The organism is Flavobacterium sp., assembly GCF_021151785.1.
Lineage (GTDB): Bacteria > Bacteroidota > Bacteroidia > Flavobacteriales > Flavobacteriaceae > Flavobacterium.
The window spans coordinates 1-23,423 of the sequence record NZ_JAGKWP010000034.1 but is presented as its reverse complement, the minus strand read 5'-3'; the positions used below and the strand labels follow the sequence as shown (position 1 = coordinate 23,423).

Below are 23,423 nucleotides of genomic sequence, written 5' to 3'. Positions count from 1 at the left end.
ATTGTATAGAATTAATTTTCATTCTAAATCGACCAGATGATTTTTTACCATCATCAAATGCAGCCACAAATCGATCTAAATTCGTGTCTATTTCTCCCTTATACTGACGAATCTTAAAATTTAGTTCATCAGCTTGTAAGGCTCCTAAATAAGGATGACCTTTATCATATAATTTTGAAAAACTGATGATAGAAGTATTAATTCGTTTAAAGTGAGCCAACGTATCATGATGATGATCACGAATCAACACACCATTCAGTTTAACTCCTCCAAAAGGTGTTATTGCTACTCGTTCAACTTTTATATTGACACCAAAATCTTGTTTTAGTAAATCAGTAGCATAAGCCCCAAGACGCGTTTGTACAAAAGGTAAAGCTAGCAAGATACACATCAAGAGTAGTAACACAATTACTCCTAAAATGATACGAAATACTATTTTTCTAACTTTTTTGATAGGCAAAAATTTAATTTAGAATTAAAAAGAATCTTTTTTTCTTGCTATTAGCAACAAAAATAAGCAATTTTGTAGGACATTACAAAGAGATGAATACCAAATTTCATGCCTACTATGATTGAAAATCAAAAAATATTTACTTTAGCTATTGAAAGTTCTTGTGACGACACTTCTGCAGCGGTATTATGCAACGACAAAGTATTATCTAATATTGTTGCTAGACAAAGTGTTCATGAAGAATATGGCGGTGTCGTTCCCGAATTAGCTTCAAGAGCACACCAACAAAATATTGTTCCCGTTGTAGATATAGCTTTGAAGAAGGCAGGCATATCTAAAAATCAATTAAATTGTATTGCATTTACACAAGGACCTGGCTTAATGGGGTCATTATTGGTAGGTGGTAGTTTTGCAAAATCATTGAGTCAAGGATTAAATATTCCGCTAGTTGCGGTAAATCATATGAAAGCACATATTTTGGCTCATTTTATTGAAGAAGAAGGATTTGACAAACCAACGTTTCCTTTTTTAGCTATGACAATTTCTGGTGGACATACACAAATTGTAAAAGTGACTAGTTTTTTTAATTTAGAAATAATAGGAGAAACAACAGATGATGCCGTTGGAGAAGCATTTGATAAAAGTGCTAAAATACTTGGATTACCGTACCCTGGAGGACCTTTAATTGATCAATTTGCAAAGGAGGGAAATCCAAAAGCTTTTCCTTTTACAAAACCTAAAGTAGACGGATTAAATTTTAGTTTCAGTGGTTTAAAAACTCAAATTCTTTACTTTGTTCAAAAGAATATGGCTAGTAATCCAAATTTTATTGAAGAAAATAAAGCTGATATCTGTGCTTCAATACAACATACAATCATTGAAATTTTGATGGATAAAATCAAATTAGCGGTTAAAGAAACTGGAATCAAACAAATAGCTATTGGTGGAGGCGTTTCGGCAAATTCTGGAATTCGAACTACATTAAAAGAAGCAGAAAAAAAATACGGTTGGAAAACTTTTATCCCTAAATTTGAATATACAACAGACAATGCTGCTATGATTGGTATTGTAGGTTATTATAATTTTTTGGAACAAAACTTCAGCTCAACTAACATCGTGTCAAAAGCGCGAATAGAATTTTAATATTATGCAATTATTCTATAATTCTGAGATAAAAAAATTGGATAGTACGTTTTCTTTTGATAAAGAAGAAAGTAAACATATAGTTAAAGTTTTACGAAAAAAAGAAGGTGATAAAATACACATAACCAATGGATTAGGAGAATTATATATTTCACAAATAAACTTAGCTTCTGAAAAAAAATGTGAGGTTAAAATCATTGAAATAAAATCGTTTAATCCAACTAATTTCTATACACATATAGCAGTGGCTCCTACTAAAATGAATGACCGTTTGGAATGGTTTTTAGAGAAAGCTACTGAAATTGGAATTCATGAAATTACACCTATCATTTGTGACCACTCTGAACGCAAAATTTATAAAATTGATCGAGCAGAAAAAATTATTCAATCTGCGCTGAAACAATCTAACCAATATTTTTTACCAAAAATCAATGAGCCCATTTCTTTTGAAGAATTTTTAAAACAAAATTTTGACGGTCAAAAATTCATTGCTCATTGTGAAGAAGCAGATAAAAAGTCATTTAAAAATGAAGTAAAACCTAAAGAAAAAGTTTTAATTTTAATTGGTCCTGAAGGTGATTTTAGCTCTAAAGAGATTAATCGTGCTTTAAGTCAAAACTTTATTCCTGTAAGTTTGGGAACAACAAGATTAAGAACAGAAACAGCGGCATTAGTAGCTTGTCACACAATAGCTTTAATTAATGAATAATATGAAAAAAATAATTCTTCTCTTTTTGATATTTATGTGTAATATTCATTATTCACAAGAAATAGCTATACTCAAATACAATGGTGGAGGCGATTGGTATGCTAATCCGACTTCTTTACCAAACTTAGTTAAGTTTTGTAATCAAAACATCAACACAAAAATCAACAATAAGGTTGCAACCGTTGAGCCAAGTAGTTCTGAGTTATTTTTGTATCCATTTATTCATATGACAGGACATGGAAATGTAGTTTTTAGTTCAAATGAAATCCAAAATTTGAGAAATTACTTGATGGCAGGAGGTTTTTTACATATTGATGATAACTACGGAATGGATGAATTCGTCCGTAAAGAAATAAAAAAGCTATTCCCAGATAATTCTTTAGTTGAAATCCCAAAATCACATCCTATTTTCCAAGGACCTTATGCCTTTCCTAATGGTTTACCTAAAATTCATGAACATGATAATAAGCAACCACAAGCATTTGGTATTTTTATAGAAGGGAGACTAGCTTTATTGTATACCTATGAATGTGATTTAGGTGATGGTTGGGAAAATCAAGAAGTACATGGTGATCCTGTATCTATTAGAGAAAAAGCTTTAAAAATGGGTGCTAATATTATTAATTATGTATTCAAAAATTAATGCAACTTCATCATAACAATACTTATTTTGAGCAAAAAGCGTTCCCTATAACAGTAATCTGTGATGGTATTTACTTTCAAGAAAATATTGGTTCAGTTTTTAGATTATGTGATGCTTTTGGAGTTAAAAAGATTATTTTATCAGGAAAAAATCTAGTATTCTCAGAGAGAAAGATAAATAAAACATCAAGAAGTACACATAAGCATTTACCTTATGAAATTATTCTTGATAAAGAAGATTTAATACAGAACATAAAGAAAAATTACGAGCAAGTCATAGGAATAGAAATTACAAATAATAGTATTTCATTACATGAGTTTCAATTTGATTTTACAAAAGAAACAGCCATAATTATTGGAAGTGAGGTGTTTGGAATTTCAGAAGAAATTTTGCCCTATTGTGAAAGTACTGTTCATATTCCTATGTACGGAAAAAATAGTAGTATGAATGTAACACATGCTCTATCCATCGTTTTGTATTGTTTGTCGCAAAAATTTTAGTTATAAACAAGAAAGACCTTTTAATAAAAGGTCTTTCTTATCTATAAAATACAATATTTCTTACATGTTGCGTCGATACTGACCACCTACCTCAAATAAAGCAGCGGTAATTTGTCCTAATGAACACACCTTAGCAGCCTCCATTAATTTTTCAAAAATATTTTGATTTTGAATTGCAGCTTCTTGAATAACTGCAATCTGCTGTTCTACTTCTTTTACTTTTGCTTGATGTAAATTCTCTAAAGTTCTAATTTGGAATTGTTTTTCCTCTTCCGTTGCACGAATAACTTCAGCAGGAATAACCGTAGGCGAACCTTTAGAACTCAAGAAAGTATTTACTCCAATAATTGGAAATTCTCCTGTATGTTTCAAAGTTTCATAATACAACGATTCCTCTTGGATTTTACTTCTTTGATACATAGTTTCCATAGCACCTAAGACCCCTCCTCTTTCAGTAATTCTATCAAATTCAGCTAAAACTGCTTCTTCAACTAAATCAGTTAATTCTTCAATAATGAACGAACCTTGAATTGGATTTTCGTTTTTAGCTAAACCTAATTCTTTATTGATAATCAACTGAATCGCCATTGCTCTACGTACCGATTCTTCTGTTGGAGTCGTAATTGCTTCATCATATGCATTGGTATGTAATGAATTACAGTTGTCATATATCGCATATAACGCTTGTAAAGTAGTACGAATATCATTGAAATCAATTTCTTGCGCGTGTAACGAACGTCCAGAAGTTTGAATATGGTATTTCAACATTTGTGCTCTTTCGTTTGCTCCGTATTTGTTTTTCAAGGCTTTTGCCCAAATTTTACGAGCCACACGACCAATTACTGCATATTCAGGATCGATACCATTAGAAAAGAAGAATGATAAATTCGGACCGAAGTCATTAATGTTCATTCCTCTACTTAAGTAATACTCTACGTAAGTAAATCCATTTGCTAGAGTAAAAGCTAACTGTGTGATTGGGTTCGCTCCCGCTTCCGCAATATGATAACCTGAAATCGAAACCGAATAGAAGTTACGCACATTTTGCTTGATGAAATATTCTTGAACATCTCCCATCAAACGTAATGCGAACTCCGTAGAGAAAATACATGTATTTTGCGCTTGATCTTCTTTTAAAATATCCGCTTGAACCGTTCCACGAACTTGCGCTAATGTTTTCACTTTGATATCATGGTATACATCTGCTGGTAACACTTGGTCTCCCGTTACTCCTAAAAGTAACAACCCTAAACCATCATTTCCTTCTGGTAATTCTCCGTTATATCTTGGTCTTTCTAAACCTTTATCATCATAAAGCTCTTTTTTCTTTTTCTCAACTTCCGCTTCTAATCCATTTTCTTTGATGTATTTTTCACAATTTTGGTCGATAGCAGCATTCATAAAGAATCCCAACAACATAGGTGCTGGACCGTTAATGGTCATAGAAACCGAAGTCGCTGGGTGACTCAAATCGAAACCTGAGTATAATTTTTTTGCATCGTCCAAACAACAAATTGAAACTCCAGCATTACCAATTTTTCCGTAAATATCGGGTCTATGGTCTGGGTCATTTCCATATAAAGTTACTGAGTCGAAAGCTGTTGATAAACGTTTAGCTGGCATTCCTAAAGAAACATAATGGAAACGACGATTCGTTCTTTCTGGCCCTCCTTCTCCAGCAAACATACGTGTTGGATCTTCACCTTCACGTTTGAATGGATACAATCCCGATGCAAATGGGAATTCTCCTGGTACGTTTTCTTGTAAATTCCATTTTAAGATATCGCCCCAAGCTTGGTATTTTGGTAAGGCCACCTTTGGAATTTGAGAATGCGATAACGATTCAGTATGGGTTTCAATTTTGATTTCTTTATCACGAACTTTAAACGAGTAAACTGGATTTTTGTATTTGTTTACTTTTTCTTCCCAAGTCAACAAAATTTCCCAATTGTACGGGTCTAAATTCATTTTTACTCTATCGAATTCTTTCAATAACAAGTTCAAGAACTCTTTGTTGCTTTCATTGATTTTTAGCGAACTTTCAATAATTCCCGCTTTGTCAATTTGAGGTAAATTTCCGTTAACTGATTCAATCGTTTTGAAAATTCCGTATAATTTTTGAGCCACCTCTACTTGTGTTAGCGCTGTTTCGTCATATTTTCTATTGTTTTCAGCAATTTCAGATAAATAACGCGTTCTGTGAGGAGGAATTACGAAGATTTTCTCACTCATTTCACGTGTAATTTCGAAAGTCGATTTCAAATCCGCTCCCGTTTTCTCTACAATCTTATCCATGATAGACTTGTAAAGCGTGTTCATTCCAGGATCGTTGAATTGAGATGCTATAGTTCCGAAAATTGGCATCTTGTTTGTATCTACATCCCAAAGGTTATGATTGCGTTGGTATTGTTTTTTTACATCTCGAATGGCATCTAAAGCACCTCGCTTGTCGAATTTATTTAACGCCACTAAATCAGCAAAATCCAACATATCAATTTTCTCTAACTGAGTTGCTGCACCAAATTCAGGCGTCATTACATATAAAGAAACATCAGAATGGTCTAAAATTTCAGTATCCGATTGTCCAATTCCTGAAGTTTCTAAAATAATTAAATCATATTTAGCTGCTTTCAAAACTTGAATAGCTTCGGCTACATATTTTGATAAAGCTAAATTAGATTGACGAGTAGCTAATGAACGCATATAAACACGAGGATTATTAATCGCATTCATACGAATTCTATCTCCCAATAAAGCACCACCTGTTTTACGTTTTGATGGATCCACCGAAATTAATCCGATAGTTTTTTCAGGGAAATCGATTAAGAAACGACGTACTAATTCATCTACTAGAGATGATTTTCCTGCACCACCTGTTCCTGTAATTCCTAAAACTGGAATTTTAGAAGTTTCATTTGCGACGTGAATTTTATCTAACGTTTCTTTTGCAATTTCAGGGAAATTTTCAGCTGCCGAGATTACACGAGCAATCGCTCTAGGGTTCTTCTCTTCTAAATGTTCTGCTTCTCCATGTAACACATCTCCCACAGGAAAATCTGCTTTTTGCACCAAGTCGTTAATCATACCTTGTAAACCAAGAGCACGACCATCATCTGGAGAGTAAATTTTAGTAATTCCATAGGCGTGTAACTCTTCAATCTCTGAAGGTAGAATTACACCTCCTCCTCCTCCAAAAATCTTAATATGACCTGCTCCTTTTTCTTTTAGCAAATCATACATATACTTAAAATATTCGTTATGTCCCCCTTGATATGAGGTCATGGCAATAGCATTAGCATCTTCTTGAATAGCCGTATTTACTACTTCTTCCACACTTCTATCATGGCCTAAGTGAATGACTTCAACGCCTGTAGCTTGAATAATTCTACGCATAATATTGATGGCCGCATCATGCCCATCAAAAAGAGAGGCAGCGGTTACAATTCTAACTTTATTTTTTGGTTGATAAGGTTGTACTTGTTCCATTTTTAATAAATCAAATTAAAAGTGATGCAATTTAAGGATTTATTAAAAAAAAGGAAAATCAAAAGTGATTTTTAATGAATTGAAATTGAAATTGTATTTTTTCAACTAAATATTCAATTTTTTACAAAAAGAAGTTCATTATTCCAAAATAAGAAATGAAATCTATTTTACAATAAATGAAAAAAATCAATATAATCTTTTGATTTTCAAATTATTCCTCTATTTGCACAGCTTTAGAATATGTACGCCATTTTTCAATACAATCTACCATATCTTTTGGTATTTCAGTATCAAATCTTAAAAATTCACCTGAAGTTGGATGTTCAAATCCTAAGGTTTTGGCATGTAGTGCTTGCCTTGGTAATGTTTTAAAACAATTATCTACAAATTGTTTGTATTTTGTGAAAGTAGTACCTTTTAAAATTTGGTCTCCTCCATAACGCTCATCATTGAACAAGGTGTGCCCAATGTACTTCATATGCACGCGTATTTGGTGTGTACGTCCCGTTTCTAGTTTACAAGAAACAACTGTTACATAGCCTAATCGTTCGATAACTTTGTAATGTGTTACAGCTGGTTTACCTTTTTCACCATCTGGATAGACAGCCATTTGCATACGGTTTGTTTGATGTCGATCTATATTTCCTTCAACTGTACCTTCTTCTTCTTCTATATTTCCCCAAACAATAGCCACATATTCTCTTTCAGAAGTTTTTTCAGCAAATTGTTTCGTTAAATGGTTCATAGCATGCTCCGTTTTTGCAACTACTAATAAACCTGAAGTATCTTTATCAATTCGGTGAACCACCCCAGGTCTTTCACTAGAATTCATAGGCAAATTATCAAAGTGAAATGCTAATGCATTAACTAACGTTCCAGAATAATTTCCATGTCCAGGATGGACTACCATTCCTGCTGGTTTATTTACAACCAACACTTGATCATCTTCATAAACAATATCAATTGGTATATTTTCACCTTTTAAAAGATGTTCGTAAGGTGGATGTTCCATCATTACTCGAACAACGTCGTTAGGCTTAACTTTATAATTAGATTTTACAACTATTTCATTAACGAAAATATTTCCTGCATCTGCAGCTTTTTGAATTTTATTACGAGTTGTATTCTCAATAACATTCATTAAGAATTTATCTACACGAAGTGATTGTTGTCCTTTAGCAACTACAAAACGATGATGTTCATACAAATCATCCTCAAATTCATTTTCATTTAAAAATTCTTGCATCTGTTTTATGGGGTTGTTGTTGTATCAATATTTTGTGTTGGTATAGAATCTAATTCTTCCTCTTTAAATAACTCTTTTCCATCACCTAATACAAAATCAACAGTCGAATTTTTAAGAATTTTATCGCCTGGTTTTAGTTTTTTACCATTTTGTAAGACTTCTAAAACTACATCTTTTGCAATATTTGGTACATATTTTGTTTTACCTTCAACTAATCCTAACGCACGAATAGTACTTGCAGCTTGACGGAATGTTTTATTAATAAGATCGGGAATAATAACAGTTGTGTATCCTCCTGCATTCAATTTAACATATATTTTTCTACCGTCTTTTACTTTAGAATTAGGCTTAGGGTCTTGTTCTACAATCGTGTAAGGAGGAAATTCAGGTCGGAAATCTACTGTGTCAAGCAAGAAAACTTCTAAGCCATCTTCATCTAATTTTTCCTCAGCTACTTCTAATTTCATTTTAGACAAATCTGGAACATTAATTTCTTCTCCATGATTGGTTCTGAAATCTAAAAATTTGATTAAGGCGAATAAAAAAACTACTGTAATAACAATAGCTAAAAATAATTGCTTGAAAAACGTAAAACTAGTTAGAAACTTTCCTAAACTCATATGTCAATAATTTTAGCAAAAATACTAAATTTCTTTTTGGATACAATGTTAATATCTGCTTAACGCTAAAAAAACCTTTTTAGTTTATTTCAAATTTCTTTTTTACACTAAAGTATTTATAATAAATTTGTATGAAACATATTGTATATAGAACTAATGACAAACGTAGCAATTATAATGGGAGGTTATTCAAGTGAATATAAAATCTCCTTAACAAGTGGAAATGTAGTTTTTAATCATTTAGATACTTCAAAATTCAACGCCTATCGCATACATATTTTTAAGGAGAAATGGGTTTATGTAGACGCTAACGAACAAGAATATCCAATTAATAAAAATGATTTTTCAGTTGATGTAGATGGAACTAAAATAACTTTTGATGTTGTTTTTAATGCTATTCATGGTACGCCTGGAGAAGACGGATTAATGCAAGCCTATTTTGAATTATTGCAAATTCCTCAAACATCATGTAATTATTATCAAGCAGCATTAACTTTTAACAAACGTGATTTGTTATCCGTTTTAAAGCCATATGGCATAAAAACAGCAACTTCCTATTACCTAAATAAAGGTGATGAAATAAACACCAAGTTAATTATTGAAACTGTTGGACTACCTTGTTTTGTTAAACCAAATAAATCAGGTTCTAGCTTCGGAATTTCAAAAGTAAAAACAAATGAAGAATTACTTCCTGCTATTGAAAGTGCATATAAAGAAGATAATGAAATTATTATTGAAAGTTTCTTAGATGGAACAGAAGTTTCGGTTGGGGTTATTAATTTTAAGGGCGAAATCAAAGTTTTACCAATAACTGAAATAGTATCGGAAAACGATTTTTTTGATTACGAAGCTAAATATTTAGGTAAGTCGCAAGAAATTACACCTGCACGAATTTCAGATGAAATTAAAGTAAAAGTTGAAGCAACCGCAAAAAAGGCATATGAAGTTTTAAAAATGTCAGGTTTTTCAAGAAGTGAATTTATAATTGTAGATGGAGAACCGCATATGTTAGAAATGAATACCATCCCTGGATTAACAACTGAAAGTATTCTTCCACAACAAGCAAGAGAAGCTGGAATTTCATTACATGAATTATTTGAAAATGCTATTGAACTTGCCTTAAAAAAATAAACAATGAAAAAAGCTATATTTCCAGGTTCTTTTGATCCTATTACCAATGGACACTATGACATAATTAATAGAGGTGTTTCTTTATTTGATGAAATAATAGTTGCTATTGGTGTCAATGCAGATAAAAAATATATGTATTCTCTTGAAGATAGAAAACAATTTATAGAAGAAGCGTTTAAACACGAGCCTAAAGTTAAAGTAATAACTTACACAGGATTGACTATTGACTTATGTAAAAAACAAAAAGCTGGTTTTATTTTAAGAGGTTTAAGGAATCCTGCCGATTTTGAATTTGAAAAAGCAATTGCACATACCAATAGGGTGATGTCAAAAATTGAAACTGTATTTCTACTAACAGCTGCAAGAACCTCTTTTATTTCTTCAAGTATAGTCAGAGATGTTTTAAGAAATGGAGGGGATATTTCTCAGTTAGTTCCTGAATCTGTTTTGAAAAAATAAGTCAGTCTCATAAATTACTTTTATCATTTAGATTTACTCATATATGAACAAAATAGTTTTAGTATTTGTATTAATAACCCAATTATGCTTTTCTCAAAATGATTGGAAAACAACCTTCGAAAAAGGAAACGGTAACCAATCTGTAACATACGAAGAATGCATAGCCTATTATCAAAAACTAGATGCTTATTTTGAAACCATCCATATGCAAGAAATGGGTTTAACAGATAGTGGAAAACCTCTTCATATAATAATTTATTCATCTGATAAAGATTTTAGTTTCACATCTGATAAAACCAAAATATTAATTAATAACGGAATTCATCCAGGTGAGCCAGATGGAATTGATGCCTCCATGTCATTAGTAAGGGATTTGGCTTTGAACAAAATAAAAACTTCAAGAAATACCCAAATTATTGTAATTCCGGTTTATAATATTGACGGAATGTTAAACCGAAATAGTTCATCAAGAGCCAATCAAAATGGTCCAGAATCTTATGGTTTTAGAGGGAATGCAAGAAACTTTGATTTGAATCGAGATTTTATTAAATCTGACACACGTAACGCTAAAAGTTTTCAGCAGATTTTTCACCTTGTTCAGCCTGATATTTTTTTGGATAATCATGTATCTAATGGTGCTGATTATCAATACACATTCACTTGTATAGCCACTCAACACGAACGATTAGGAAATAGTTTAGGAAATTATTTTATAAATGAAATGTATCCTTCCCTTGTAAAGGACATGCTAAAAAAGAAAATAGATGTTGTCCCTTATGTAAATATTCATGGGGCAAAACCAGATTTAGGCTATGAACAGTTTACTGATACTCCAAGATATGCTACGGGCTACACTACACTGTTTCATACATTAGGTTTTGTACCAGAAACACATATGCTTAAACCTTACAAAGACCGAGTAAAAGTGACTTACGAGTTTATGGTGAGTACAATAAACTATGCTAATCAAAATGCATCTCAAATTAAAAAATACAGACAAGAAGCTTTAAAAGAATATAAAGCTGGAGACGACTATCCTTTAAGTTGGACCATTGATTCCACAAAAGTAAGTCACTTAAATTTTAAAGGCTATGAAGGTAAATATATAGCTAGTTCAGTATCAGGTAAAGAGCGTTTGTTCTATGACAAAAATCGACCTTTTACCCGACCTATCCCTTTTTATGCTAATTATAAACCCATTTCATTTGTAAAAATTCCTAAAGCTTATATTGTTCCTCAATCACAATGGCCAATATTAGATCTTTTAAAATTAAATGGTTTAACCTATAACATTTTAGATAGCGATTCTATAATTGAAGTTGAAAGCTATAAAATTATAGAATATCAAACCAGCAAATCGGCATATGAAGGACACTATGGACATTATAACACCAAAATTTCAAAATCTAAGGAAAAAATAAGATTTATGAAAGGAGATTATTTGTTTCCAACCAATCAGTTTGGAGTAAAATATTTACTAGAAACATTAGAACCTGAAGCTGTTGATTCTTATTTTAATTGGAATTTTTTCGATGCTATTTTACAACAAAAAGAATATTTTTCTGCCTATGTTTTTGAAGATATTGCAAGTGAATTATTAGCAAAAAATCCGAATTTAAGGGATAAATTTGAAACCAAAAAAAAGGAGGAAAAGGCCTTTTCGGAAAATGGTACAGCTCAACTCGATTGGATTTACAAGCATTCTATTTATTATGAAAAAGCACATTTACAATATCCAGTTTACAGAACGTTAGAATAATATTTTTGCTTCAATTTCTGGCATAGCTTTAATTATTGCTTTTTCACCGAATTCGATTATCTCTTGAGCTCTATAAAATTCAAATATACCCGCACAATCTCTTGAAATATCAATTAAAATATCAGGAGGATTCTTTTCCAATAGTACATTTGACATATGATTGGTCATAGTAACTAGGGTCGTATTAATCAAAGTAAAATAATTTATTTTCCTATCCTTACTTTTAATCAATGATTTCAAAGAATATTGTGAATTATTTTTAAATATTTTAGATGAAGTTGTAACCTCTTCTGAAAGACCACCATTCACATTAACTGCAATAACAAGATCATTTGGAGTTCTAATAGCATTACTAATAGGTAAATTATTCACTACTCCACCATCAACAAAAACAGCATCATTAAGAAGTACTGGAGTAAAAATTGTAGGTATAGAAATTGAAGCTCGTATGGCTTGAAATAGACTTCCTGAATCAAACACTACTTCCCTATTATTTGCAATATCAAATGCTGTGGCATTGTATACTACAGGTAATTGTTCAATAGCTACATCAGTAATAAACGATTTAATTTCATTAAAAATTCGATCACCTTTAACTAATCCTTGTGATGAAAAACTAAAATCAATTAGTTTAAATATTTTTTGTTTATTAACTTTCAATAACCACTCTTTAAACTCTTCTAACTTTCCAACAGCATACACACCTCCTATTAAAGCACCCATTGAGGTACCAGAAATAGAACGTATAACATATCCTTTTTTTAACAAAGCTTCAATCACAGCAATGTGCGCAATACCTCTAGCTCCACCACCTGACAAAATAAGTGTAATTTCTCGTTGTTGCATCTATTTATTTTTTACCTTAAATATAAAAAAAGTCGCCATTTCTGACGACTTTTTTAAATACTAACTCAATTTACTATAAAAAAATTAATTCCATCCTCCACCAAGTGCTTTATATAAATTAATTACTGCAAGCATTTGGTTTTTACGTGTTTCAATTAAAGCTGTTTTAGCTTCTAATGCATCTCGTTGGGTTAACAACACTTCCATATAATCTGCACGAGCGGATTGAAATAGTTGATTAGCTATTGAAATAGACTCATTTAATGCATCAACTTGATCTCTTTTTAATTTAAATGACTGCTGAAGATTATCAATTTTTGACATTTGATTTACAACTTCAGTATAAGCATTTAAAATAGTTTGCTCGTATTCATAAACCGTTTGAATTTGCTTTGCAGATGCATTTTTATAGGCCGCTTTAATTCCATTTCTATTTACCAAAGGCATTATTGCATCACCTGCTAAATTATATAATAATGAAGAAGGTGAACTCAGTAAGAATTTAGGATTAAAGGCTTCATAACCTACACCCGCCTTTAAACCAAAAGAAGGATAAAAATTCGCTTTAGCTACTTTAATATTTAATTTAGCTGCTTCCATCTCAAGCTGAGCTTGCTTGATATCTGGACGATTTTCTAATAAATCTGATGGCAAACCTGTTTGGACCATTTTAGGTTCCATTTGGAGAAAATTCACTGTGCTTCGAACAATGGGTTGAGGAATTCGACCCACTAAAAAATTGATTTTATTCTCCGTTTCAATGATATCTTGTTTTAAATTGTAAATTTCACTTTGATTTTTTTGCACTTCTGCCTCAAATCGTTTTACAGCTAATTGCGTAGTTCTGGCTGATTCTTTAAGTAATTTAACAATGTCTAGAGCATTCTTTTGAATATCAATATTTTGCTCAAGATTTTTTAATTGACTATCTAAGGCGATTAACTCATAATAAGAAGATGAAATTTCTGCTACAAGATTAGTAACTAAATAATTTTTTCCTTCTTGAGAAGCCATGAATTCCATTACCGCCACTTTCTTAGCATTGCGTAATTTTTTCCAGACGTCTAATTCCCAAGTACTGTATAACCCAAACTTATAATTAGTTAGAGGCTCTGGAAACTTTTCTTCTTCTCTTATGTTTAAATTTTCTTCAACCGCACCATTTCTGGTGTATTTACCAACCTTGTCTAAATCTGCACCTGCACCAAAACCTATACTCGGTAAATATTCACCAGTTTTAGCCTGAATTTCATTTTGAGACATAGCTACTTTTTGCATCAAGATATTCAACTCTTTATTATTAACAAGGGCCAAATCAATTAATTGCTGCAAATTAGGATCATCAAAAAATGTTTTCCATTTTATTTTAGCATCAGTAGATGTTTCTTTCGAGTTAGTTACATAACTCGAAGGAACATTTACTTGATTTTCTTTTATCGTTACTTTTGGAATTCCACAAGAAATAGCCAAAAATAAACTTCCAGTCACTAATGATTGAATGATTTTATTTTGTCTCATCATGATTGTTTTCTTTATTTTTTTGCTTTTTATCTTTATGATTGTATTCAATATCTTCCGTTAAAGGAGTAAAATCTTCATTTTTAATCATTTTTCTACCTTCAGCTAATTTTCCAAAAATATAATACAATCCAGGGATTAATATTACTCCGAAAATAGTACCGAATAACATACCACCCAATGCAGAAGTACCAATTGTTCTGTTACCAATAGCTCCAGCACCTGTAGCTTTTACTAAAGGAATTAATCCAGCTATAAATGCAAAAGATGTCATTAAAATGGGTCTAAAACGTACTTTGGCTCCTTCAATTGCCGAATCTAAAATTGACATACCTTGCTGATTTTTCTGAACGGCGTACTCTACAATTAGTACGGCATTTTTACCTAATAATCCGACCAGCATTACCAATCCTACTTGCGCATAAATATCATTCGCTAATCCGAATAATTTCAATAAGAAAAACGTACCAAAAATACCTGCAGGAAGAGATAAAACAACTGCCATTGGTAAAATGAAGCTCTCGTATTGTGCAGCTAATACTAAATACACAAAGATTAATACAATTCCAAAAATGATAATTCCTTCATTACCCCTTCTAGCTTCGTCAAAAGATAAGCCTTCCCAATCCACATCATATCCATGAGGCAAATGTTTTTTAGCTACCTCTTGAATGGCTTTAATAGCTTCTCCAGTTGTATAACCATTAGCTGGTACCGCTCTAATTGCAGCAGAATTATATAAATTATAACGAGTAATTTCGTTTGGTCCTTGACGCTTTTTCAATGTCATAAAAGCAGAATACGGCACCATTTCTCCTTTATCGTTTTTCACGTAATAGTTTAGTAAATCACTGGCATATCTTCTAAATTCTGGCCCAGATTGAACATACACTTTAAAGAAATTATTAAAGCGAATAAATCCTTGCTCGTAGGTTGAACCAATCAATATGTTTAAGTTTTCCATAGCATTTCCAATAGAAACACCTTTTTGCATAGCCGCTTGGTTATCTATGACAATTTCATATTGCGGGTAGTTAGCCGCATAGAATGTAAACAAACCTGTTAACTCTTTACGTTTACCTAATTCGCTCATAAATTCTTTATTGATGCGATCAAACTCATGGTAATCTTCCCCATTGGTTTTATCTAATAAACGAAGTGATAGTCCTCCTGCTGCTCCATAACCTGGCACTGCAGGTGGTTCAAAATATTCTATTACCGCACCAAAGTCTTTTGATTTTTCCTCTAATTCCTCTATAATTTCATGAACAGAATGTTCACGATCTTCCCAAGGTTTTAAGTTAATCAAACAAGTACCCGCATTAGAACCACGTCCTTCTGTTAAAACTTCATAACCTGCTAATGAAGAAACCGACTGGATACCTTCTACTTTCTTAGCAATAGCTTGTAATTTTCTAGCCACTGCATTGGTGTTTTCTAAAGTTGATCCAGGAGGTGTTTGAATAATGGCATAAATCATACCTTGGTCTTCACCAGGAATAAATCCGGCAGGCAATGTTTCATTTACAAAGAAAGTACCCACTGCAAATCCACCTAAAACTAAGAAAGTAACTAATCTTCTATCAACAATTTTAGTTAAAATGTTAGTGTATTTACCCGTTAATTTTTCAAACCATCGGTTAAATGCATCAATAAATCTATTAATTGGCGTTTTCTTTCTTGGTTGTCCATGTGTATTTTTCAAAATCATAGCACATAATACTGGAGTTAATGTTAAGGCAACAATTCCAGATAACACAATTGAAGAGGCCATTGTAATAGAGAACTGTCTATAAAACACACCTACTGGTCCGGTCATAAAGGCCACGGGAACAAATACAGAAGTCATTAACAACGTAATAGCTACAACTGCACCTCCAATTTCACCCAATACGCGTTGAACAGCTTTGTAAGGTCCTACATGATCTTCTTCCATCTTTAGGTGAACTGCTTCAACGACGACTATGGCATCGTCGACTACAATTCCAATTGCTAATACTAAAGCGAAAAGCGTAATTAAATTAATAGTTAATCCAAATGCTTTCATAAAAATGAATGCACCAATTAATGATATTGGAACTGCAATAATTGGAATCAAAGTAGAACGCCAATCACCTAAGAAAATAAATACTACTAAGGCTACTAAAATAAATGCTTCCCCTAATGTATGAATTACTTTATCAATAGAAGCATCAAGGAAATTGGATACATCATAACTTACTTCATATTTCATACCTGGAGGGAATGATCCTTTTAGTTCCTCCATTTTATGCTTTACTTGTTCAATTACATCACTGGCGTTACTACCATATACTTGTTTCAATTGAATAGCTGCAGAAGGATGTCCATCTTTATTAGAATAAATATCAAAGAATTCACTTCCAAACTGAACTTTTCCAATATCTTTTAATTTGATAATTTCACCTTCAGACGTTGAACGAATAATGATATTCTCATATTGTTCTGGTTTGTTATATCTTCCTTGGTATACAAGAACATATTCCAAAGATTGTGATTTAATTCCTGTAGCTTGTCCTAAACGCCCTGGTCGACCTATAATACTTTGTTCGGCCATAGCTTTCATCACTTCATCTACTGAAACTTTATAGGCGCGCATACGGTCTGGATTTAACCAAATACGCATGGCGTAATTTCTATTACCCAAAATTTGAGCTTGTGAAATACCATTAATACGTTGAATTTCAGGAATAATGTTAACGTTAGCATAATTATACAAAAACTTCTCATCAGAGTTTTTATCATTACTATACAAGTTAATATACATCAACATACTTGGTTGAACGACATTAACAATAACTCCTTCGAGTTGAACTAAGTGAGGTAAATTATTAATTACCTTATCTACACGGTTTTTTACATTTACTACAGCTTGATTAGGATCAGTACCCAATTCAAAAACAACCTGAATAGTAGCTTCTCCCGCAGAAGTTGCATCAGAAACCATATATTTCATCCCAGGAACTCCATTGATAGAGCGCTCAAGTGGAATTAAGGCTGACTTTACTAATACATCAGCACTTGCTCCCGGATATGCTAATGTTACAATTACTCTGGGTGGTGCAATTTCTGGAAACTGAGAAATAGGCAATGTTTTTATGGAAAGTAATCCCATAAATATAATGATTAACGATACAACGATCGCCATCACTGGTCGTTTGATAAAATTCTTAAACATAGAAATTGTTTTTAAAAGTGATTATTCCGCTTCTACTTCTAATGAATGGAAAACTTGCTTAGGATCTTGATAATCTGGATGGATTTTTTGACCATCTTTCACTTTTCTCAAACCGTCTAATAAGATTTTATCTTCTTTAGATAAACCTTTTGTAACAATAAATAAATAAGGTACTTCTTCTTCTGCAACAGTGATTTCTTTTTGGTGTATCTCATTATTTTTATCAAGAACAAATACATATTTTTTATCCAATACTTCAAATGTGGCTTTTTGAGGAATTAAAATAGCATTTGGATATTTATTTTTAACTACAATATTACCTGTTTCACCATGTCTTAATAATTTGTTAGGATTTGGGAATGTAGCTCTAAAAGCAATATTTCCTGTTTCATTATTGAATTCTCCTTCAATAGTTTCTACAATTCCTACTTGATTAAAAATTGAACCATTGGCCATTTGCAAATGTACTTTCAATTTATCTTTACTAGTTTTATTAGTCATATAATTTAAATACTCCGCTTCAGGAACGTTAAAATATACCCACATTTTACTATTATCAGAAAGAGTAGTTAACAGCTCACCTTCTTCTAACAAACTACCTTCTCTTACATGTAAATGGTCCATAATTCCGGTAAAAGGAGCTCTAACATCTGTAAAACCTAAATGAGTTGAAGCTAATTGCACTTCAGCTCTTGCCTTATCTAATCTTGCTTTAGCTAATGCTAACTCATTTTTAGATACAACATTTTTATCAGCTAATGCTTTTGTGTTTTTATATTCAATTAAAGCTGTTTCTGCTTCAGCCTTTGATTTTGATAATTCAGCTTGATAAACATTAGGCATAATTTGAAACATTTTTTGCCCCTTAACAACTGTTTGCCCTTCATCTACAAAAATCTTTTGTAAATATCCTTGCTCTAGGGCGCGTAATTCGATATGCTTTACTGAATGTATTTGACAAACATATTTACGTTCAACCAATGTATCTTGTTGAACAGGTGAAGTCACTAAATACTTTGCTGTCTCTTCTTTTTCTTCATGTTTAGAACCACAACTAGATAATGCGACTACACTAACTAGACTTAATAGCATAAAAATTTTTTTAGCCATGATATTGTATATTAATTAATTTTTGGAATAATTGAGTAGTAAATAGGGATAAATCCCGAAAAAATCCGAAAAAAATTAAAACATCACAGTCTGTAGACACAAAATAAAACGTTAAAGGAGTGGATGGAGATTAAATAGTTTGTAAAAAAACAATCTTTTAACCCGTTCATGTAGGATTTAAAAAGATAATTACAACTAATATTATTTAAATACTTTGAAAAAAAAGTTGAAGAAAAAAAATCAAAATCTAACTCAGAGTCTTCTAATTCTGATTCCGTAATTTCAACATTCTCATAATCGACTTCATAAGCCAGTGAGCCTTGAGAAATGTAGTGTTTTTGGTGTGAATTAAATTCAGAATGATGAAAAACATAACGAGGCACTAAACTGCCTTGATTGTGAATTGTTTTGGTATATACACCAAAACAACTTAACATAGCTATGAAAAGTAAAAAGAAATATTTGTAATTTAATTTCTTCATATAAACTTTTGATTCATCAAATTATTTAAGAGATTCTTTAATTATATTTATGAAGCAAATGTAAATGTTTAATTTCAATTAATTTGTAAATGATTTGTTAATGATATTTAAACAAGAACTTCTTCAAAGAGTAACTTGATATTTTCATATGAGTTTTCTAAAGCTTGAGGGATTTCTTCTGGTTTAAGCCAAGCTACTTTTTCAATTCCTTCATCTTCTTGAGGTTTAGGAATTCCTGTAAAATTAGTTTTCATTTTATACCAATACGTAATTTTGAGTTTGTATCTGCCATTACGTTTAAAGATATGATATGTTTTTTGAAGCTTATCCGTAATTTTCAACCCAGTTACACCTGTCTCTTCCTCTACTTCTCTAATGGCTGTATCTTCAATTTCTTCGTTTTTTTCGATACCTCCTTTAGGTAAATCCCATTTTCCATTTCTAAAAATAAAAAGTACTTCTCCGTTTTGATTGTAAACTAATCCTCCACCTGCTTTAGCTACAGGTAATTTAGACTTCAAAGTCTTCATGATTAATTTCTCATCAGGATGATACAAAAGTGCACTGTCAATTTTATTCAAAAAAAGTTCAGAAATGACTTTTCTAAAATTGACTGTTTCCAACAAATAAATTCTAAAATTTGTTTCTTTTTCCACCTTATTTGTCAAAAAAAGTGGTTTTTCGTTCACAAAAACTTTATACATTTGCAGTATGATATTTAATGTTAACACAGCACAGCAAACAGCCGAATTGCTTTTACAAATAAACGCAATTAAACTGAATTCTAAAAATCCTTTTACATGGGCTTCTGGATGGAAGTCTCCTATTTATTGCGATAACCGTATAATTCTTTCATTTCCAGCGGTTAGAAATTATATTAGAGATGAATTTGTGAAACACATTGAAGACAAATTTGGTCGCCCAGATGTTATTGCAGGTGTAGCAACAGGAGCTATTGGGATAGGAATTCTTGTTGCTGAAGCTATGGGTTTACCTTTCGTTTATGTAAGACCTGAACCTAAAAAGCACGGTAGACAAAATCAAGTGGAAGGATTTTTACAAAAAGGTCAAAATGTAGTAGTCGTAGAAGATTTAATTTCTACAGGTGGTAGTAGTTTATTGGCCGTTGATGCCCTCAGAAATGAAGGTGCAAATGTGAAAGGAATGGCAGCTATTTTTACTTACGGATTTTCAATATCGAAAGAAAAAATTGAAGAAGCAAATTTAGAAGTTTTCACCCTGAGTAATTACGAAAATTTAATTCAAAAAGCAGTTGATAAAAAATATATTTCAGAAGAAGAACTAGAAACTCTACAATCTTGGAACGCTAATCCCTCCATTTGGAATATTTAATAATAAATAAATTAACACTATAGTAAAATGAACTTAGAAAGTCCAAAAGTAAACGTAGCACAATCTGCATCATATATTTTTAATGCATTAACCGATATTAAAAATTTTGAAAAATTAATGCCTGAAAACATAGCAAAATTTGAAGTAATTGATGAGAATTGCTTTGAGTTTGGCTTAAAAGGAATGCCTGAAATTAAATTGGTTAAAAAAGATGTAACACCTCATTCAAAAGTTGTTTTAGGAGCTGCATCAAGTAAATTGCCGTTTACTCTAACTGCTCAACTTGATGCTGTAAATGAACAATCTACGGATATTCAATTGTTTTTTGAAGGTGATTTCAATCCTATGATGGCTATGATGGTAAAAGGACCTATTGGAAAATTTATTGAAACCTTAGCTAACAATATGTCAAAATTATAACTATAAAAGACATTTCATTATAAAGCGGCTTTTTAGTCGCTTTTTTTAATGCTCTTATATTTTCCATATCGTGTTTTGAAATCAGATGTTTTTTGTATTTTTGAATTAAAAATAAGACATGAAAAGTATTGCCATCTCTAATGCACTCTTACGAACAATTTTCATTCTAATAGGAATAGCACTAGGACTTTACTTACTCTATTCGCTTTCTTCCATTATCATTTATATCGTTTGTGCCTTACTTTTAAGTTTTGTAGCTGAACCTATAGCTCAATTTCTTCAAAAAAGTTTAAAATTTAAACCCATATTGGCTATTACTACTTCTCTATTGGTTTTTATATTTATAACGATTGGAATTTTGATGCTTTTTATTCCATTAATCTTATCTCAAAGTCAAAAATTATCATTGTTAGATGTCAAGGCAATTGAAAAAAACTACTTGCTATTTATAGAAAATATTGATAAATGGTTACTTAATCATAATATCGACTACAACCAGTATATTGATATCCAAAAAATATCTGAATCTTTAAATCTAAACTTCATCACTGATATTGTAAATTCCATTATAGGATCAATAGGTAATTTTGGAATGGCTTTGTTTTCTATTTTTTTTATTGCATTTTTTTTAATGAAAGACCAAGAACTAGCAACAAAAAATTTAAAATATTTATTACCCACAAGACAAAAGTGGAAAATATTGGCTTCTTTACTAAAAATAAAAAACATGCTAGCAAAATATGCTATTGGATTACTTCTTCAACTATTTGTAGTTTTTGTATTATATTTAATTGTATTATTAATTTTTCATGTAGAAAATGCGTTTATCATTGCCTTTTTAGGTGCTATATTAAACATAATCCCTTTTGTAGGACCAATAATAGCTGCCATTATTACTGCTTTTTTAACCATGCTAGGTAATATTGATCAAGATTTTAATACTGTAATTGTTCCTACTACTACTTACGTTTTAATAGGCTATATTTTGGTTCAAATCATTGACAATAACATTAGTCAACCAATAATTGCATCTAAAAGTACCAATTCACATCCTCTAGAAATATTTATAATTATTTCAATCACCGGAATTTTAATGGGAATAACAGGAATGATTATTGCTATTCCGCTTTACACAGCAATAAAAGTGGTATTAAAAGAGTTTTTTCCAAAAAATAAATTTATTCATATTCTAACAAGAAATCTATAATGAATAAGACTATTTTAACAGATGAAATTCAAGAGTTTATCACTCAATGCTTAAACAAAAACATAGCCCAACTTGCCTTATCAAAAAATCCATTTCCTAAGGTAGAGTGGAAAGATATAATCAATCAAATTGTAGCCAAACAGAAAAGCAAAGATAAATTACCCACGTGGTTTTCAACTAAATATATTTATTATCCTGCGAGTATCTCAATTGAACAAACGTCCTCTGAAGAAACAGCTAAATATAAATCAAGTCTAATATCAGGTTATAATCTAGTTGATTTAACTGGTGGATTTGGAATTGATTGCTATTATTTTGCTAAGAAATTTAAAACTGTATTTCATTGTGAAATAAATGAAGAACTTTCCAAAATAGTGGCTCACAATAATCTTCAACTAAATGTAAATAACATAGAATGTATTTCAAAGAATAGCTTCGATTTTTTAAATGAAACAACTACTTTTTTTGACTTCATCTACATCGATCCTAGTAGACGTAACAATAGCAAAGGAAAAGTGTTTTTACTTAATGATTGCCTACCAAATGTTCCAGAAAACTTAGATTTATATTTCAGCCGAACTAACCAAATTTTGATTAAAACAGCTCCTATACTAGATATTACAGCAGGAATAAAAGAATTAAAATGTGTCAAATCAATTCATATAGTCGCGGTTGAAAATGAAGTAAAAGAGCTACTATGGTTTTTAGACAAAAAAACAGCATCAACTATTGAAATAAAAGCGGTAAATATTCAAAAAAAGAAAACAGATATACATAGTTTTATTCTCGGAAATACGAATGAAGCTATTCTTGCTTATCCTAAAAAATATATTTATGAACCTAATGCCTCAATATTAAAATCAGGTTGTGCAGATGATTTATGTAAGCAACTTAACGTAGCAAAACTGCACCTTCACTCTCATTTATTTACTAGTGACGATTTAATTACATTTCCTGGAAGAAGTTTTCAAATTGAAAAAGTAATTCCATTCCAAAAAACAGAAATGAAAAACCAATTAGAAGGCAAAAAGATGAATATCACGACCAGAAATTTTCCTCTTTCAGTGGAAGAAATTAGAAAAAAATATAAAATTAAAGATGGAGGTGAAAATTATTCCTTTTTTACTACTGCCAAAAATGAAGA

20 protein-coding genes and 1 pseudogene are annotated in these 23,423 nt (G+C 31.3%); 11 read left to right on the top strand and 10 right to left on the bottom strand.

Annotated elements, in window-relative coordinates:
• Window positions 1-460: pseudogene (locus tag QZ824_RS05320) on the bottom strand (hypothetical protein); the annotation flags it as partial.
• Window positions 461-568: 108 nt separating this feature from the next.
• On the opposite strand from QZ824_RS05320, the gene tsaD reads away from it, so the two are divergent.
• From tsaD to QZ824_RS05300, 4 genes are read left to right on the top strand one after another with little or no spacing between them, the layout of a single operon-like run.
• A complete protein-coding gene (tsaD, locus tag QZ824_RS05315; RefSeq protein WP_291274982.1) occupies window positions 569-1,594 on the top strand; it encodes a tRNA (adenosine(37)-N6)-threonylcarbamoyltransferase complex transferase subunit TsaD in 1,026 nt (341 codons plus the stop codon).
• 4 nt (window positions 1,595-1,598) lie between these two features.
• Entirely contained in the window at window positions 1,599-2,303 is a 705-nt protein-coding gene (locus QZ824_RS05310) for a 16S rRNA (uracil(1498)-N(3))-methyltransferase (RefSeq protein ID WP_291274981.1), read from the top strand.
• Window position 2,304: 1 nt separating this feature from the next.
• On the top strand, window positions 2,305-2,946 hold the full coding sequence (locus QZ824_RS05305) for a DUF4159 domain-containing protein (RefSeq protein ID WP_291274980.1): 642 nt from the start codon (window positions 2,305-2,307) through the stop codon (window positions 2,944-2,946).
• Window positions 2,946-3,446, top strand: a complete 501-nt coding sequence (locus QZ824_RS05300) for a TrmH family RNA methyltransferase (RefSeq protein WP_291274979.1) — start codon at window positions 2,946-2,948, stop codon at window positions 3,444-3,446. The genes QZ824_RS05305 and QZ824_RS05300 overlap by 1 nt, the downstream gene beginning before the upstream one ends.
• Before the next feature lie 60 nt (window positions 3,447-3,506).
• Here the strand turns inward: QZ824_RS05300 and QZ824_RS05295 are convergent, their stop codons facing one another.
• The 3 genes from QZ824_RS05295 to QZ824_RS05285 form a co-directional block, all read right to left on the bottom strand.
• Window positions 3,507-6,932, bottom strand: a complete 3,426-nt coding sequence (locus QZ824_RS05295) for a methylmalonyl-CoA mutase family protein (RefSeq protein ID WP_291274978.1) — start codon at window positions 6,930-6,932, stop codon at window positions 3,507-3,509.
• A 211-nt stretch (window positions 6,933-7,143) separates the two neighbouring features.
• Window positions 7,144-8,178 (bottom strand): RluA family pseudouridine synthase, encoded by a 1,035-nt coding sequence (locus QZ824_RS05290; protein ID WP_291274977.1) that lies wholly within the window; start codon window positions 8,176-8,178, stop codon window positions 7,144-7,146.
• A gap of 5 nt (window positions 8,179-8,183) precedes the next feature.
• Complete coding sequence (locus QZ824_RS05285; RefSeq protein ID WP_291274976.1) at window positions 8,184-8,798, bottom strand: PASTA domain-containing protein; 615 nt, start codon at window positions 8,796-8,798, stop codon at window positions 8,184-8,186.
• Between the two features lie 156 nt (window positions 8,799-8,954).
• On the opposite strand from QZ824_RS05285, the gene QZ824_RS05280 reads away from it, so the two are divergent.
• Genes QZ824_RS05280 through QZ824_RS05270 form a run of 3 tightly spaced genes read left to right on the top strand, consistent with a single transcriptional unit; the run spans window position 8,955 to window position 12,147 of the window.
• A complete protein-coding gene (locus tag QZ824_RS05280; protein ID WP_291274975.1) occupies window positions 8,955-9,929 on the top strand; it encodes a D-alanine--D-alanine ligase in 975 nt (324 codons plus the stop codon).
• Window positions 9,930-9,932: 3 nt separating this feature from the next.
• Window positions 9,933-10,388, top strand: a complete 456-nt coding sequence (coaD, locus tag QZ824_RS05275; protein WP_291274974.1) for a pantetheine-phosphate adenylyltransferase — start codon at window positions 9,933-9,935, stop codon at window positions 10,386-10,388.
• Window positions 10,389-10,431: 43 nt separating this feature from the next.
• A complete protein-coding gene (locus QZ824_RS05270) occupies window positions 10,432-12,147 on the top strand; it encodes a M14 family zinc carboxypeptidase (RefSeq protein WP_291274973.1) in 1,716 nt (571 codons plus the stop codon).
• Here the strand turns inward: QZ824_RS05270 and QZ824_RS05265 are convergent.
• The 6 genes from QZ824_RS05265 to QZ824_RS05240 all read right to left on the bottom strand — a co-directional run bounded on the left by QZ824_RS05265 (window position 12,139) and on the right by QZ824_RS05240 (window position 20,003).
• A complete protein-coding gene (locus QZ824_RS05265) occupies window positions 12,139-12,993 on the bottom strand; it encodes a patatin-like phospholipase family protein (RefSeq protein WP_291274972.1) in 855 nt (284 codons plus the stop codon). The genes QZ824_RS05270 and QZ824_RS05265 overlap by 9 nt on opposite strands.
• 84 nt (window positions 12,994-13,077) lie before the next feature.
• Window positions 13,078-14,514, bottom strand: a complete 1,437-nt coding sequence (locus tag QZ824_RS05260) for a TolC family protein (RefSeq protein WP_291274971.1) — start codon at window positions 14,512-14,514, stop codon at window positions 13,078-13,080.
• Entirely contained in the window at window positions 14,498-17,707 is a 3,210-nt protein-coding gene (locus tag QZ824_RS05255; protein WP_291274970.1) for an efflux RND transporter permease subunit, read from the bottom strand. The genes QZ824_RS05260 and QZ824_RS05255 overlap by 17 nt, the downstream gene beginning before the upstream one ends.
• Window positions 17,708-17,728: 21 nt before the next feature.
• Window positions 17,729-18,817: an efflux RND transporter periplasmic adaptor subunit gene (locus tag QZ824_RS05250; RefSeq protein WP_291274969.1), complete on the bottom strand. Its 1,089-nt coding sequence runs from the start codon at window positions 18,815-18,817 to the stop codon at window positions 17,729-17,731.
• An 83-nt stretch (window positions 18,818-18,900) separates the two neighbouring features.
• Window positions 18,901-19,299 (bottom strand): hypothetical protein, encoded by a 399-nt coding sequence (locus QZ824_RS05245; RefSeq protein ID WP_291274968.1) that lies wholly within the window; start codon window positions 19,297-19,299, stop codon window positions 18,901-18,903.
• Window positions 19,300-19,406: 107 nt separating this feature from the next.
• Window positions 19,407-20,003: an NUDIX domain-containing protein gene (locus QZ824_RS05240; protein ID WP_291274967.1), complete on the bottom strand. Its 597-nt coding sequence runs from the start codon at window positions 20,001-20,003 to the stop codon at window positions 19,407-19,409.
• 7 nt (window positions 20,004-20,010) lie between these two features.
• Between QZ824_RS05240 and pyrE the strand changes: the two genes are divergently transcribed.
• The 4 genes from pyrE to QZ824_RS05220 form a co-directional block, all read left to right on the top strand.
• Window positions 20,011-20,652: an orotate phosphoribosyltransferase gene (gene pyrE, locus QZ824_RS05235; protein ID WP_291274966.1), complete on the top strand. Its 642-nt coding sequence runs from the start codon at window positions 20,011-20,013 to the stop codon at window positions 20,650-20,652.
• A gap of 27 nt (window positions 20,653-20,679) precedes the next feature.
• Entirely contained in the window at window positions 20,680-21,072 is a 393-nt protein-coding gene (locus QZ824_RS05230) for an SRPBCC family protein (RefSeq protein ID WP_291274965.1), read from the top strand.
• 118 nt (window positions 21,073-21,190) lie between these two features.
• Entirely contained in the window at window positions 21,191-22,279 is a 1,089-nt protein-coding gene (locus tag QZ824_RS05225; protein WP_291274964.1) for an AI-2E family transporter, read from the top strand.
• A partial coding sequence (locus tag QZ824_RS05220; RefSeq protein WP_291274963.1) for a class I SAM-dependent methyltransferase occupies window positions 22,279-23,423 on the top strand: 1,145 nt, incomplete at its 3' end. The genes QZ824_RS05225 and QZ824_RS05220, both read left to right, overlap by 1 nt.

Excerpts from the sequence above, each read along its gene's own strand:
- QZ824_RS05305 (WP_291274980.1), top strand. The coding sequence starts at position 2,305 with ATGAAAAAAATAATTCTTCTCTTTTTGATATTTATGTGTAATATTCAT.
- QZ824_RS05250 (WP_291274969.1), bottom strand. The coding sequence starts at position 18,817 with ATGGCTAAAAAAATTTTTATGCTATTAAGTCTAGTTAGTGTAGTCGCA.
- QZ824_RS05260 (WP_291274971.1), bottom strand. The coding sequence starts at position 14,514 with ATGATGAGACAAAATAAAATCATTCAATCATTAGTGACTGGAAGTTTA.
- QZ824_RS05245 (WP_291274968.1), bottom strand. The coding sequence starts at position 19,299 with ATGAAGAAATTAAATTACAAATATTTCTTTTTACTTTTCATAGCTATG.
- QZ824_RS05255 (WP_291274970.1), bottom strand. The coding sequence starts at position 17,707 with ATGTTTAAGAATTTTATCAAACGACCAGTGATGGCGATCGTTGTATCG.
- coaD (WP_291274974.1), top strand. The coding sequence starts at position 9,933 with ATGAAAAAAGCTATATTTCCAGGTTCTTTTGATCCTATTACCAATGGA.
- QZ824_RS05285 (WP_291274976.1), bottom strand. The coding sequence starts at position 8,798 with ATGAGTTTAGGAAAGTTTCTAACTAGTTTTACGTTTTTCAAGCAATTA.
- QZ824_RS05265 (WP_291274972.1), bottom strand. The coding sequence starts at position 12,993 with ATGCAACAACGAGAAATTACACTTATTTTGTCAGGTGGTGGAGCTAGA.
- QZ824_RS05300 (WP_291274979.1), top strand. The coding sequence starts at position 2,946 with ATGCAACTTCATCATAACAATACTTATTTTGAGCAAAAAGCGTTCCCT.
- QZ824_RS05295 (WP_291274978.1), bottom strand. The coding sequence starts at position 6,932 with ATGGAACAAGTACAACCTTATCAACCAAAAAATAAAGTTAGAATTGTA.
- tsaD (WP_291274982.1), top strand. The coding sequence starts at position 569 with ATGATTGAAAATCAAAAAATATTTACTTTAGCTATTGAAAGTTCTTGT.
- QZ824_RS05225 (WP_291274964.1), top strand. The coding sequence starts at position 21,191 with ATGAAAAGTATTGCCATCTCTAATGCACTCTTACGAACAATTTTCATT.
- pyrE (WP_291274966.1), top strand. The coding sequence starts at position 20,011 with ATGATATTTAATGTTAACACAGCACAGCAAACAGCCGAATTGCTTTTA.
- QZ824_RS05290 (WP_291274977.1), bottom strand. The coding sequence starts at position 8,178 with ATGCAAGAATTTTTAAATGAAAATGAATTTGAGGATGATTTGTATGAA.
- QZ824_RS05280 (WP_291274975.1), top strand. The coding sequence starts at position 8,955 with ATGACAAACGTAGCAATTATAATGGGAGGTTATTCAAGTGAATATAAA.
- QZ824_RS05230 (WP_291274965.1), top strand. The coding sequence starts at position 20,680 with ATGAACTTAGAAAGTCCAAAAGTAAACGTAGCACAATCTGCATCATAT.
- QZ824_RS05270 (WP_291274973.1), top strand. The coding sequence starts at position 10,432 with ATGAACAAAATAGTTTTAGTATTTGTATTAATAACCCAATTATGCTTT.
- QZ824_RS05240 (WP_291274967.1), bottom strand. The coding sequence starts at position 20,003 with ATGTATAAAGTTTTTGTGAACGAAAAACCACTTTTTTTGACAAATAAG.
- QZ824_RS05310 (WP_291274981.1), top strand. The coding sequence starts at position 1,599 with ATGCAATTATTCTATAATTCTGAGATAAAAAAATTGGATAGTACGTTT.